The sequence below is a fragment of the Bradyrhizobium sp. Unk1 genome (assembly GCF_059512345.1).
On the sequence record NZ_JCAMOP010000003.1, the window covers coordinates 285275 to 299522 of the forward strand.

Genomic DNA, 14248 nt, shown 5'->3' on the forward strand with positions numbered 1-14248 from the left:
CGTAGCCCGGATGGAGCGAAGCGCAATCCGGGAATCGCGCCACAAACGATCAAGGCCCCGGATTACGCTTCGCTCCATCCGGCCTACAGGAATCTCAATGCGCTTCGCCGCGATTGCCGACGTCCACGGAAACCATCTCGCGCTGGAGGCGGTGCTCGCCGACATCCGCGCGCAGGGCATCGCCGACATTGTCAATCTCGGCGACATGCTGAGCGGCCCGCTCGATGCGCGCCGGACCATCGAGATCCTGATGCAGCTCGACGCCGTGCAGGTGCTCGGCAATCACGACCGCTATCTGCTCGACCGCCCGCCGGAAAAGATGGGCTCATGGGACCGTCCGGCCCATGCAGCGCTCAATGCCGCGCAACTCGACTGGCTGCGCGCGCAGCCGATGACGCGGGTGTTTCGTGAGCAGGTCTTCCTTTGCCACGCGACGCCCGATGACGATGAAGTCTATTGGCTCGATACCGTGCATCCCGACGGCACGGTGGCGTTATCGCCGCTCGACCGCATCGAGCAGTTCGCGCAAGGCATCACGCAATCGCTGATCCTCTGCGCGCACACGCATCTCGCCCGCGCGGTGCGGTTGCGCGACGGCCGGCTGATCGTCAATCCCGGCAGCGTCGGCAGCCCCGGCTATCGCGACGTGCATCCATTCCCGCATGTCGTCGAAGCCGGCACGCCGCACGCGCGCTACGCGATTCTTGAGCTCGTTGACGGTGTTTGGCAGGTGACGTTCCGCCAGATCGCTTACGATCATGAGCCGATGGCCGCGCTCGCGCGCCGCAACAATCAGCCGGAACTGGCAAATGCGCTGGCGACCGGTTGGATCAAGCAGACGGCTCTGTAGCCCGGATGGAGCGAAGCGCAATCCGGGAATCTTGCCATAAGCGACGGCCGCCCCGGATTACGCTACGCTCCATCCGGGCTACGGTTGGACTTCTTGAGAAGCGCGCTCATTATCGGCGTACATAACAAAGAGGGAGCGCGCCATGGATGACGGAGATGTCTGGCGACACGAATATGCTATCGAGACATCGGCAGCCCCGGAGACGATCTGGAGCATTCTCCGCGACGTGCCGGGTTGGAAAACCTGGAACGCAGGTATCGAGCAGATCGACATTGACGGGCCATTTGCGGCCGGGACCTGGTTCACGATGAAGCCTCCCGGCGAGGAGGCGCTGCGCTCGCAGCTGATCGAGGTCCGCGAGAACGCGTGCTTCATCGACGAAACGCGAGTCGGCGACCTCGTCATCAAGGTCGCCCATCGCATCGAAGCTCTTGTCGATTCTCTTGGACCGAAGCGCACGCGGATCGTTTACGCCGTCGACGCGCGAGGACCGCAAGCGTCCGAGATCGGTCCGGCTGTCGCGTCGGACTTTCCCGATGTTCTCGCCAGTCTCGCCAAACTCGCCGAAACGAGATCGGCATGATTGCCGTCGAGCAAAAATAAAACGGCCGGCGTGTAGCCGGCCGTTGAAGAATTCTCGGTTACACGCGCGGCGGATCAGACCGCGGACGTGATCCACTGCTGCAGCTTCGCCTTCGGCGCCGCGCCGACCTGGCGGGAGGCCATCTCGCCGCCCTTGAAGATCATCAGCGTCGGGATCGACATCACGCCGTATTTCGACGCGGTCTTCGGGCTCTCGTCGACGTTGAGCTTCACGATCTTGACCTTGTCGCCCATCGCGCCGGCGATCTCGTCGAGCGCGGGTGCGATCATGCGGCAAGGGCCGCACCATTCGGCCCAGAAATCGACGACCACGGGGCCGTTCGCCTTGAGCACTTCGGCTTCGAAATCGGCGTCGGAAACCTTGCTAACGGCCATTGGAGTACCTCACTCGGTTGAAAGAATCGGCGCGCATGGGAATCGCGCTTGGGATCATGGCGTCAACCTATGAACGGCCCCTTGCCGGGTCAAGGACGCTCACACTGAGATGAAGGGATGCCAGCGCCGCGTCCAGCGCGGGGGCTGAAATCTCCATATATTCAAGGGCCTCGGTCCAGAGCAAGACGGCCCTGATCGGCTTTTGGGGATAAAGCCGCGCCAGCACCGCCCGGTACAGCGCAAGCTGCCGGACATAGGCGGCGGGCGCCTCCGCGGCGCTTTTGGGCGCCGCCTGGTTGGTCTTGAAATCCACGATCAGAACCTCGTCCGGACGAACGACCAGCCGGTCGATCTGCCCCGACACCAGCGCTGGCGGCCGCCCAGGCCGGTCCAATCGGCCGACGATCGAGACCTCGGCACGGCTGCCGGTGGCAAACACCGGGGCAAAGCGCGGTTCGGCGATCAGGGCGAGCACCTTGTCGGCCAGCGCGGTCCGGTCGGCCGTCGTCCAGTCGGGCGCGTTGCGTGCCATGAAGCCAAGCGCGGCCTCGCGCCGACGCTCAGTGGCGATGTCGGGCAGGGACTGCAGCAGCCGGTGCACCAGCGTGCCGCGTTGCAGCGCCAGCGCGCGCGACTGCACCGATTCGCCTGATCGCACGCTACGGCCTTCCTCGGTCGACTGGCCGGAAGGGCGCACGGGGTCGTCATCGACGGTCTCGCGCGGTACCGGTGTCCGCAGCCAGGCCGGCAATGCGACCCTCTGGTCCACCGACATCGCAGGCGTGCCGAGCGCCGTGACATCCTCCGGCCGGGCGAATCGGGTCACCTTACCGAGCGGCGTCTCGATCGTCTGCTTGTCCAGGCCCGAGCCGGTGAGCCCGGTGTCGATGAGGTCGTACCAGCTCAGCTTGCGCACCGTCTTCATGTTGCCGGGCATGCAGCCGCCGACGATCAGCCGATCGGCCGCGCGCGTCATCGCGACATAGAGCAGGCGGCGATACTCGTCCTCGGTCTCCTCGATCAAGGCCTTGCGTGCGTCGGCGACGGGCTTGGGATCATCGGCCTTGCGCCCGGCCCAGACCACGACCTCGCTGCCATTGCCGCGCGGCACGTGGATCAGCCGGACCCGCTGCGAGTCCGCGGGCGATGATGTCGTGTCGACCATGAACACGACGGAGGCTTCCAGGCCCTTGGCGCCGTGCACCGTCATGACCCGCACCTCGTCGCGCGAGATCTCCATGTCGCGCTTCACCTCGGTATCGGCCGAGCGCAGCCAGGCCATGAAGCCTTGCAGCGAGGCCGGTGCCTTGCGCTCGTAATTCAGCGCCAGCTCCAGAAACTCGTCGAGCGCGTCGTTGGCCTCATGGCCGAGCCGACGCAGGATGCGCGCGCGTCCGCCGTCGCCGCCGAGCAGCCAGGCGTAGAAGGCGAACGGAGTCTCGTCGCGCGACCGCGCCTCGCAGGCTTCAAGCCGCCGCAGTGCCGTGGCGAACGTCTCGCTTGTGGCTGCATGTTCGGCAAGCGCGCGGCGCAGCGATCCCTTACGGCCGTGGGCCAACTGAAACAGGTCGTCGTCATCGAGCCCGAACAGCGGGCTCTTCAGCGCAACCGCGAGCGCAAGATCGTCCTGCGGCAGCAGCAGCGCGTCCGCAAGGTTCATCAGGTCGATGATCGCGATGTGCTCGGTGAGCTTCAGCCGGTCGGCGCCGGCGACCGGAACATTGGCGTGCTTCAGCGCCTGGATCACGGCGTCGAACGCATTGCCGCGCCGGCGCACCAGGATCAGCATGTCGCCATAACGCAGCGGCCGGCGCTCACCTTCGTGCCCGGTCAGCGTGCCGCTCTCGACCAGCCGTTTGATCTCGGTCTGGATGCGGCGCGCGAGCTTGACTTCGGGGCTGGTGGCAGCGACGCCGTCGAATGGCGCGCGCCAACCCTCGATCTCCTGCCTGTCGTCGGCGACGGCCAGATCCCAGAGCTCGACGACGCTCGGACCGGCATCACTGAGCGCATTGTGCAGCGGGTGGCCGATGTCGATCGAGTGAATGCTTTTGTAGATCGCCGGTTCGCGAAACACATGGTCGACGGAATGCAGGATTTCCGCGCCGGACCGGAACGAATAGGTAAAGGCGACTGGATCGAATTTCAGTCCAGCCGAGGTGAATTTACGGTCCAACTCTCGCTTGCGCGCGTCGAATTCGCGCGGGTCGGCGCCCTGGAACGAGAAGATCGACTGCTTCTCGTCGCCGACGGCGAAGACCGTGCGGTTCAGTCCTTCGCGTGCGCCTTCGCCCGCCGTGAACTCGGAAATGATGTGCGCGACGATATCCCATTGCCGCGGGCTTGTGTCCTGGGCTTCGTCGATCAGGACGTGATCGACGCCACGGTCGAGCTTGTAATGCACCCAGCCTGAAGCGACGCGGTTCAGCATCGCCAGCGTCTTGTCGATGAGGTCGTCGTAGTCGAGCAGCCCGCGCTCCTGCTTCTCGCGGCGGTAGTTCGCCGCGGCCGCGGTCGCGATGTGCAGCAGCGCCGCGGTGCGGTCGCGCATGGTCACCGCGCGGCGCTTCTCGATCAATCCGCTGAGGCGCTGCACCTCGTTCTCGAACAGCCGGGCGACAGATGGGTTGTGATCGCCAAACTTCTTGGTCAGCACCGCCTTGCGCGGCAGTTTTTCGTCGGTGAGGAAGACGCCGAGATAGGCATCGACCTGCGCGGCGCCGGAAAACACCTTGGCCTCGCGGAGCCGGCTGGCCTGGTCGTTGTCGGACTTGCTGCCGTCCTCCAGCGCGAAGGCGATGTCGTCCCAGCGCGACCGCGGCAGGAATGGACCGTCGAGAATTTCCGTCTCGACGTCCTCGATCCGATCGCTCGCCTCCACGCCCAGCACCGCCGCCATCTGCTCAGCAGCTGCCCCGGCGTTGCCGGCCTCGTCGGTCCAGGCCATGAAATGATCGCGGCTGAGACAGGCCTCGCGCACGACCTCCTTGAAAGTGACGTCGGCCGCGCTCGCCATCGCGGTCAGCAGCGCGCGGCCAGTGACGGTCTCCGGATCGCGCGCGGCTTCCAGCAGCACCTTCAGATTGGCGCGCTCCATCATGTCGGTCTGGTCGCGCTCGTCGATCACGGCAAAGCGCGCGGGAACATTGGCCTCGAACGGAAATTGCTGGAGCAGCCGGGTGCAGAGCGCGTGGATGGTCTGCACCTTCAATCCGCCCGGCGTCTCCAGCGCGCAGGCGAAAAGCTTTCGTGCTTCGCGGCGTAGTTTTCGATCGGGATGTGGGATGCCGACCGCCTTAATCGCCGCGTCGAGCGCGTTGTCGTCCAGCGTCACCCAATGACCGAGCGTCGTGAACACGCGCTCGGCCATGTTCGCGGCGGCGGCCTTGGTGAAGGTGATGCAGAGAATCTTTTCCGGCGGCACGGCCGACAGCAGCAGGCGGATCACCCGCTGCACCAGCACATGGGTCTTGCCAGAGCCGGCATTGGCCGACACGAACGCCGACGCGGTCGGATCGGACGCGCGCGCCTGCCGCGCACGCACCTCGTCGGGAATGGGACGCGGCAGCTTCACCATTCCTCGATCCCCAGGCCGCCGGCCGCGGACCATTCCTTGATCCGGGCGAGGTCGTCATAGGTGCCGTAGCGGTTGGTCCACATCGGCAGGTTCAGCGAGGTATACGCCTGATTCTCGTCCTCGAAGGCGCGGATCAGCGCCTCGAGCTTGGCCCGTGCTTCGGCGGCGGCCGTGTCAGGCGGCTGCGGCTCGTCGCCTTGCCTATACTTGAGCTCGAGGATGCGCTCCTCGCCCGGCGGATTGTTGCCGCTCAGGCGCACATAGACGAGCTGGCTGACGGACGAACCCGCGTCGATGTCTGGAAATCCGCCCTCGCGCAGGATCGCCGCTTCGAGGGTGAGCTGCGGCGACAGGCCCATGCGGACCTGCTTGCCGGTCGGCGGCTGCCCGGTCTTGTAGTCGAGGATGGCATAGCTGCCGCCCTGGCGCCGCTCGATGCGGTCGGCGCGGGCGGAGAGCTGGAAGCTGCGGTCGTGGTCGAGCCTGATCGAGATCTCGCCCCGCGTCTCCGCCGTGATGACCTCGATCACGTCGCGGCGTACCGTCTCCCATTCACCGAACCAGCGCGCGATGCGCTGGAAGCGCGGCCACCATAGCGCCCGCGCTTCGGGGCGCTCCATCAGCGGCGCAAAATACTTTTCGCCGATCGCGCGCAGCACGCGCGCGGGATCGTCGGGCAGGCGCGTGGCATAGCTTTCCGTGAACTCGCCGAGCGCATCGTGGATCGCCGAGCCACGGTCGGCGGCCGACAGCGGCATGTCGACGGGGTCGAGCGCGTCGAGCCGCAAAATGTGCTTTGCGTAGATCGTGTAGGGATCGCGCAGCCAGTCCTCGATCGCGGTGACCGACATCTTCAGCGGCCGCGTCGCGCGCGGCGGCCGCGGCTCGGGCTGCTTGACCGGCTTGACCTCGTCGGGCTGGTCCAGCGCGCCCGCAAACTGCACGTATTTTTCGCCCGTGCGGATGGCCGTCTTCCAGAGCTCGTCGCCTGCGACCGCCTCTAACCGGTGCAGGAAGCGCGAGGCGACCGCCGGTGCGCCGCCGGCCTTCGCGGAATGGGTCAGGATGACCTCGTCGCCGCCGAGCAGTTGCGCAAAATCGTGTGCGGAGAGGCCGATGCGGCGCTCCGGCAAATCTAAGCCAAGCTCGTGCCGCATCGGCCGGCTGAGCCAGGGATCGATGCGCGGCGCCGGCGGCCAGACGCCCTCGATCAGGCCGCCGATGATGATCCGGTCCGCCTGCATCAGGCGCGATTCCAGCGGGCCGTAGATCTGCAGCCGCGCGCCGGGTCTGTCCCGCCGCCGCACCGCGCGATCGCCGAACGCGGTCTGGAAGACGTCGGCGTAGTCAGGCAGCGTCACCATCAATCCGCTGGTGGTGCCGCCGCGCAGGAGGTCGTCGAAGGCGTTGGCGAGTGCGAGGCCCTCGCGCTCCTCGAAGGCGAGCGGGATGCCCTGCTCGTCGCGCGACAGCTCGATCATGATCTCGCGATGGCGGTGCGCGAGCTCGGCGAAGTCGTACGGTTTCGATGACGCGAGACTCTCGATCGGCGCCAACGACTTCTGCAGGGCATCGATCAGCGCCTGGATGCCATCGAGGTCCTCCGCCTTCAGACGCGCACGCGGCTCCGCACGGTGCAGCGCGGAGACCTCGCTGCGCCACAGCTTTGCCAGTTCCTCGCGGAAACGATTGAATTCGCGCAGCAGCCCCGCGGTGCCCGCGGGCGGCCGCGTGCCGCGCAGGACCGCAAGCTCGAGGCCCTCGATCGCCGCCTTCCATCCACCAGGCAGCCGGCCAAGCCGGCATAGCGGATGCTTCAGCATCGCCAGCAGCGTCGGCGGCTCCAATCCCTTGGTCGCCGCTTCCGATGCCAGACGCGCAAAAACGCCGGCGGATGTTTCCATCAGCACGTCGCCGCCGGAATCGTCGAACGCGAGATCCCATCGCGTCAGCGCGGCCATCACCCGCCGCGCCAGCGCGCGGTCCGGCGTCACCAGCGCCGCCGATTTGTCGAGATGGCGCGCCTCGCGCATCGCAATGGCGATCGCAAGCGCTTCCATTTCAGGATTGGGGGCTTCGACGACCGCGAGGTTTGTCATGCCGCCCGCGATCTTCGCGGCGACGTCAGGCTGCTTCAACCGGTCGTGCCAGACTTCCGTCTTGGCCGACGGACGCATCGATTCCGATGCGAGCAGATCGCGTCCGCCTTCTGCCGGCGGCTGGAGGATGTCGACGTCGCTGCGCTTGATGCCAAGGCGGTCCAGCAGCGCATGCATGGCATATTGCGGATGGTTCGACGCCGGATGCTCCGCGAACTTGCCGAGCGAGTCACGAACGCCGCCGATGGTACGCCAGGCGTCGTCGTCGAGATCGGTGTCGAGGCCCGGCAGCACGACGGCGCCATGCGGCAGCGATGCGACCGCGTGCAGGAATTTTGCGGTGGCCGGCATCGATCCGGTCGAGCCGGCCGCGATCACCGGGCCATGGGGATGTGCGGTCAGCCGTTTTGCTTCCGCCGCAATCAGGAGATCGCGCCGCGCTGCGGGCTCGATCCGGTTGATCTCCGCGAGATGACCGGGCCAGGCAATGCGCGCGATGCGCAGGAATTCGAGCGAGTGCTGCCAGTAGCGGTCGAGCATATCAGGCACCAGGCCGTCGAGCGCGCTCCAGTCGACGCCGCGCGTCACCATGTCGTCGATCAGGCGTGCGAGGTCGCCGGCCAGCGCCAGCGTCGAGGCGGGGCCGCCGACCACCAGCGGGGACAGCACCGGGCCCTTGGCCCAGGCCGCCACGAGCTGCGCCAGCGTCAGCCGCCGTTCGAGCTCGCCAAGCCGTGGCGGAATGTCGAGCGGCGCTGCGCCGGAGAACTGCTCGCCCTCGTCGGCGAACGCGAGCTCGTCCTCGTCGATGTCGCCGAGCGCGACGATGCGCGGCAGGACCACCGCATCGGCCGCCATCTCGTCGAGAAAGATCTCGCGCACGACGCGCATGGCGCGCCTTGTCGGCAGGTACAGCGTGGCATCCGCAAGCCGCGCCGGTTCCTTGCGCGCCTCGAAGCCGTCGACCAGCCGGCCGTTGAGCAGGCTCGAGACGACCGTGCGCAGGAACGGAACTGAGATGGGAACGCTGAAAACGCGCATGGGCTGCCTGATTCGGGAATCAGGCGCCAATATAGGGACGCGGATTCAAATGGTCATGGGGCGCGGCGGGGTCTTTCCCCGCTGTTCGCGAGGTTGGCGCCGGTGCCGTAGGGTGGGCAAAGCGAGCGTGCCCGCGCATTTTTGCGATCGAGAGAGATGGTGGGCACGGCGCAAGGGCGCCTTTGTCCACCCTACGGCACTGTGATTGGAGCAGCCTTACGCCACGCTCTCCAGGAACGCCTCTTCCGCCGCGTGCACGGCATCGGGCGTGCCGACATGCATCCAGACGCCGTCGAGGCGGAGGCCGAACAGGCGCTCCTGCTCGTTGGCGCGGTCGAACATTTTTGTCAGCGAGAACTCGCCCTGCGGCGCGCCTTCGAAGATCGTCGGCGACAGGATCGCCGCGCCGGCATAGACGAACGGAACGACCTCTTTTTCCTTGCGCTTGCGCAGGGCACCGTCGGGCAGCATGCCGTAATCGCCGCGGCCGCTATAGCCGATGCTGGTCGCTGTCGGCGCCATCAAGAGCAGGATGTCCATGCGCTCAGGGTCGAAGTTTTCCGCAAGCCGCGCCAGGTTCGAGCGCACGCCGTCGATCCACAGCGTGTCGGAATTGACATGGAAGAACGGCGCGTCGCCGAGCAGCGGCAGCGCCTTGACCACGCCACCACCGGTGCCGAGTACCTGGTCGCGCTCGTCCGAGATGGTTACGCGCGGATGCTGGCGGGATGCGGTGTGGTTGATGATCTGGTCCGGCAGATAGTGCACATTGACGATCGCCTCGGTCACGCCGGCGTCGCCGAGCTTGTCGAGCACGTGGTCCAGCAGCGGCTGGCCGGCCACCGGCACGAGCGGCTTCGGCATCTTCTCCGTCAACGGACGCATGCGCAGCCCGAACCCCGCGGCGAGCACCATGGCTTTGGTCGGCTTGACGGACATCGTTCGCTTTCTCAGACTCGTCTTTCCCGGAATCCTGGACTTAAGAACTTTTGAAGTTCGCGTACGCAGCAATCCTAACACGGACCGCAATTGGCCGCACCGCGTCTTAACCGCCTTAACCACCTGCCGTGACGGTTGTGCGACGGGTGTTGCCCTCACGCCCCGACGGGTGTGGATCGCGCCTTTTTCTTCTTGTCGCCGAGCTTGAGAAAATTGACGCCGATCTGGTCGCCATTGACCCACGCCAGCTCACAGCGCCGGTACGCAAGTCCGGTGGACGACAGCAGGAGAAAAAATTCCTTCAGATGCAGGCCTTCGACCGAGCCGTCGATGGTCAGCTTGGCGCCACTCTCGGAGACGTCCTCCATGGTGCACTCGCGCCGCCAGGTGCCGTCGATCCCCATCATCTGGGCCGGGATCCCGCGCTCGAAAACAACCCGGCTGTTGCCACGATGGTCCGTCTTGACCGCCATCTGCCCTTGCTCCAGCCCCGTCCTTGTCCGGCTGCCTGCGGGCGATGATACCGATGCGACGGCTAACAGGCGGTAAATCGGGCCGCGAATCAGGCTTGGGGCTGCCCTTCAGGCTGCTCTTCGGACGGCTCTTGGGACGCCCCTTGGGACGTCCCTTGGGGCGGCGGGACGTTGGCGAGATACCAGTCGCGCAGGTGAACCAGCGCGGGATGTGCCAGCGAGCGCTGGAGGTAGGTCCAGATCCGCGGCTGGTGGCGCAGATAATGCGGCTTACCGTCGCGGCGGTTGAGGCGGGCGAAGGTGCCGAGCAGGCGCGTGTTCCGCTGCGCCGACATGATCGCGTAGAGTTCCGCAAAGCCCGCCGCATCGAAGCTCGCATCGCTCGCGCGCCGCGCCTTGATGTAGCGCGACAGCAGCGTCAGCTCGATGTTCTCAGGGACATCGATGCGGGCGTCCTGGAGCAGCGACACCACGTCGTAGGATTGCGGTCCGAGCACGGTGTCCTGGAAGTCGATCACACCGACGCGTTCGATACCGGTGCGCATCCCGAGCCAGATCAGATTGGGCGAGTGGAAGTCGCGGATGATCCACGTCCTCGGCGCGGCCAGCGGCTTCCTCAGCAGCTCGCGCCACATTGCGAAAAACTCCGCGCGCTTCTCGTCGCTCAGCGGCGCATTGCGGTCGGGCAGATACCATTCCGGCATCAACCCGATTTCGATCAAGAGTGCTTCGGTGTCGAACACCGGAATAGCGTAGGTCTGGCTCGCCAGCGGCAGTGTTTCCGGCAGCGTCGTGCGATGCAGCGCGGCCAGCACGTCGGTTGCGGTCTCGTAGCGCTCGGGAATCGGGCGCGGCGGATCGCCTTCGATCACGCCTTCGCTGCCGAAATCTTCGGTGATCAGGAAGCCGTGGTCGAGATCGGAATGATGGATCGCGGGCGCGGAGATGCCTTGCGCGCGCAGGCCCTCGTCGATGGCGACGAAGGGCTTTACGTTCTCGGCGAGATGCACCGCCGCGCTGTAGGATTTTCCGTTGTACATCGCAGCGCCGTCGGGCCGCTGCGGAAAGTTCATGAGGATGACGATCTCGTCGTCGCGCAGCAGTCGCGCATAGGAGCGGGTCGAGGCATCGCCGGGCATGCGCTTGCGCGTTGCATCCATGTAGCCGGATGCCTCGAGGAATTCCCGCAGCGCCTTCAGCCGCGCGACTTGCGCGGCGGCCTTGCCGTAACCCGTGATGTCGGCGGCGCGCGCATTCGAGCCCAGCGCCGGCCGGTGCGTCAGCGCGATGTCGATGCGGTCTTCCGGCATCGCCGACGGTGCGCGTTCCGGCCATTCGATCAGGACGAGCGTGGCATCGGGAAGCGGCGACAGGCCGATCTCCTCCAGCTCGCTCTCGTCCTCGACGCGGTAGAGATCGGCATGCATCGCCGGAAACGGCGGCAGCTCGTAACCCTGCACCAGCGTGAAGGTCGGGCTCGGGACTTCCAGCGCCTCGTCGCCGGCGAGATAGCGGATCATGGCGCGCGCAGCCGCAGTCTTGCCCGCGCCGAGATCGCCGGTGAGGGTGATGACGTCGCCGGGGCCGACCAGCAACGCGAGGTCGGCCATCAATTGTGCGGTGGCCGTCTCGTTGACAAGCGCGACGGAGAATGTGGTCGGTTCAGTCATTCGGCGGCGTCGCGATGCGCCGCCTGGTCGGTCGGGAAGTCGCAGATCACGACCGTGCCCCTGCCCACGATCGAATCCACCCGCACCTTGCCGCCATGCAGCTCGACGAAGGAGCGCACCAGCGACAGGCCGAGCCCGGCGCCGCGATGACGCGACCCCTGCGAGCGGCTTTCAAACCAGTTGAACACCTTGTCCTTCATGTCGGCAGGTATTCCAGGCCCGGAATCTGTCACAGTGAAGACCACGCTGCGTTCGGTGCGGCGCGCGCTGATGCCGACGGTGGAATCCTGTGGAGAAAACCCGACTGCGTTGGCGAGGAGGTTATAGAGCACCTGCACCACGCGCTTCTCGTCGCCGACGAAGCTGCCGATGTCGGGCGCGATCTCGACCTTGAGGCGGATGCGATCGGTGGCGAGGCGGTCCTGGATGCCCTCGGCGGCGAGCTCGATGGCCTTGCTGACGTCGACCGGGCCGAGTTCCAGCTTCATGGCGCCGGCGTCGATCGTGGCGAGATCCAGGATGTTGTTGGTCAGCGCCAGCAGGGCGTTGGTGGATTTGGTGACGTAGTCGAGATATTCGGCCTGTTTCGGCGTCAGCGGCCCGGTCGAGGGATCGCTGAGGAAATGTGCGAATCCGATGATGGTGGTGAGCGGCGAGCGCAGCTCGTAGGAGACGTGGTGGACGAAATCCACCTTCATCTGGTCCGCGGCCTCCAATGCCTCGTTGCGCTCGCGCAGCGCACGCTCGACATTCTCGGTGTCGGTGATGTCCTGGAACGTCAGCATGGTGGCGCCGTCATGCAGCGGACGGATCATGCCGTCGAGCACGCTGCCGTCCTTGCGCTCGAGCTTCAGCGGCACGTCGGCGCGGCTCTCGATCGAGGTGACGGCCTCGCGGATCTGCCGCCAGACTTGCGGGTCGTCGAACAGCTGATGGCACCAGCCTTCGACCGTCTGGATGTGCGGCTCGTCGCGCATGGCGTCGCTCGACAGCTTCCACATCCGGACGAAGGCCGGGTTGAACAGCTGCGCCCTGCCGTTGCTGCCGAACACCGCGACGCCCTCGGCGAGGCTGTCCAGCGTCTCGCGCTGGACGCGGATCATGCCGTCGAAGCGGCGGGCGAGCTCGAGGCTTTCGGTGACGTCGTCGAACAGATAGGTGACGCCGCCTTCCGGATTCGGCGTGGTGACGACGGAGAGCGCGCGGCCGTCGGGCAGGTACCAGGTGTCCTTGGCGGTCTCGACCGCGCGATAGGCCTCGTGCAGCTTGGCCTTCCAGGCACGGAAGTCCGGCTGCTCCGGCAATTTGCGCGCAGCGCGGAGCTGGTCGAGTACGCTTGAATCGTCTGGGTCGGCGTCTAGGAAGGTGCGGTCGAGGTCCCACAGCCGGCGGTAGGAATCGTTGTAGAAGGCGAGCCGGCGGTGGCCGTCGAACACGGCAACGCCGGAGGAGAGCTGGTCCAGCGTGCGCCGATGCGCTTCCGCCATCCGCACCAGCGCCGAGCTCAGCGTATCCGCCTCGCTGGCATCGATGGCGACGCCGACATTGCCGCTGCCGACATTGACCGCGCGCACGTCGTAGATGCGCCGCTCGCCGCCGATCACGATCGGCAGCCGCGAGGTGAAACTGGCCGCGTCCTTCAGGCCCCGGTCCATCGCGGTCCGGTCGGCACTGTCGAGCAGCTCGAGCTTGCGCTGCTGGGCGTCGGTGACGCTGCTTGCCTCGGTCGCGCGCACATAGGCCGGATTGGCGTAGGTCAGCGCGCCGTTCTCGGCCTTGGCCCAGATCGGCCAGGGTGCGGCGGCGGCAAAGCCGCGCAGCATCTCGGTCTCGTCGGCGAGGGCCTTGTAACGCAGATTGGTCTCGGCCAAATCGCGCCGGAGTCCGGAGAGTTCGCGAATCCTGACGATGGCCTGGCCGCCGATGGCGCGGCCGATGGCCTCCAGCGTGTGGCCGTGCGCGGTGGTCAGCGTCAGCTGGAACCCGTCGCCGCGGTCACGTAGCGCATCGACCGCGTGATCCATTTGGAGCGCGGGTTCTGGCGGCAGCCACGTTCCGAACGCCAGGACGCGCTGGGGGGAGGAATCGCGCGGTAGCACCATGGAGATGTCGCCGGAAATCTGCGCGCGATTGTCGCCGGCCGGCCAGGAGATCAGGATCTGCGGCTCGGCGAACAGCAGCGCGCCGAAGCGATCGGACTGGAGTTGCAGTTCGCCGATCCGCGCGCGCAGCCGCGCCTCGTTGTTCGCCGTGCGCACGCGCGTGCGCATCAACAGGATCGCGGCCACGACCGAGAAGCCGAGCAGCGCGAGCGCGGTGGCCAGCACCGCGAGTTCCTGCCGGTTGAAGTCCAGCATTATGGAAAGTGTGTCGACGAGGTCGGCAGCCTCAGCCGGCGCAGCCGGCAGCAGCGCCGCGAGAGCGCCTCCCAACAGGCCGTTGCGCGCCAACGATGTGCACGACAACAGCGTCCGACGCATCGACACGATCACGCCTGACATAGTTGCCCCAAGACCGCACGGATTTGCGCGCGACGACCCCCGTCGCGCGCGAATCAAACGACAATACCCTCACCGTGACTCCAGCGGTAAGAGTCCAGATCGTGAACGCAGCGGCGGTCC

At 66.4% G+C, this 14248-nt stretch carries 9 protein-coding genes; 2 read left to right on the plus strand and 7 right to left on the minus strand.

Annotated elements, in window-relative coordinates; genetic code table 11:
• Positions 1-97: 97 nt before the first annotated feature.
• A complete protein-coding gene (locus AC5ZFO_RS05530; RefSeq protein ID WP_282521646.1) occupies positions 98-850 on the plus strand; it encodes a metallophosphoesterase family protein in 753 nt (250 codons plus the stop codon).
• Positions 851-992: 142 nt separating this feature from the next.
• Positions 993-1433: an SRPBCC family protein gene (locus AC5ZFO_RS05535; protein WP_282521645.1), complete on the plus strand. Its 441-nt coding sequence runs from the start codon at positions 993-995 to the stop codon at positions 1431-1433.
• A 74-nt stretch (positions 1434-1507) separates the two neighbouring features.
• Here the strand turns inward: AC5ZFO_RS05535 and trxA are convergent, their stop codons facing one another.
• The 7 genes from trxA to AC5ZFO_RS05570 form a co-directional block, all read right to left on the minus strand.
• Positions 1508-1828 (minus strand): thioredoxin, encoded by a 321-nt coding sequence (trxA, locus tag AC5ZFO_RS05540; RefSeq protein ID WP_008540017.1) that lies wholly within the window; start codon positions 1826-1828, stop codon positions 1508-1510.
• 67 nt (positions 1829-1895) lie between these two features.
• Positions 1896-5405 carry a double-strand break repair helicase AddA gene (addA, locus tag AC5ZFO_RS05545; RefSeq protein WP_496121621.1) on the minus strand — a complete coding sequence of 1170 codons (3510 nt, stop codon included), beginning with the start codon at positions 5403-5405 and terminating at the stop codon, positions 1896-1898.
• Positions 5399-8545, minus strand: coding sequence for a double-strand break repair protein AddB (gene addB, locus AC5ZFO_RS05550; protein ID WP_496121623.1), 3147 nt, complete (start codon positions 8543-8545; stop codon positions 5399-5401). The genes addA and addB overlap by 7 nt, the downstream gene beginning before the upstream one ends.
• Before the next feature lie 216 nt (positions 8546-8761).
• The gene (locus AC5ZFO_RS05555; RefSeq protein ID WP_282521642.1) at positions 8762-9484 is read right to left on the minus strand and encodes a nucleotidyltransferase family protein; all 723 of its coding nucleotides are present in this window, start codon (positions 9482-9484) and stop codon (positions 8762-8764) included.
• Between the two features lie 155 nt (positions 9485-9639).
• Positions 9640-9957: a PilZ domain-containing protein gene (locus AC5ZFO_RS05560; protein ID WP_282521641.1), complete on the minus strand. Its 318-nt coding sequence runs from the start codon at positions 9955-9957 to the stop codon at positions 9640-9642.
• Positions 9958-10046: 89 nt separating this feature from the next.
• Complete coding sequence (gene tsaE / locus AC5ZFO_RS05565) at positions 10047-11627, minus strand: tRNA (adenosine(37)-N6)-threonylcarbamoyltransferase complex ATPase subunit type 1 TsaE (RefSeq protein WP_282521640.1); 1581 nt, start codon at positions 11625-11627, stop codon at positions 10047-10049.
• Positions 11624-14128, minus strand: coding sequence for a sensor histidine kinase (locus tag AC5ZFO_RS05570; protein WP_282521639.1), 2505 nt, complete (start codon positions 14126-14128; stop codon positions 11624-11626). The genes tsaE and AC5ZFO_RS05570 overlap by 4 nt, the downstream gene beginning before the upstream one ends.
• Between the last annotated feature and the right edge of the window lie 120 nt (positions 14129-14248).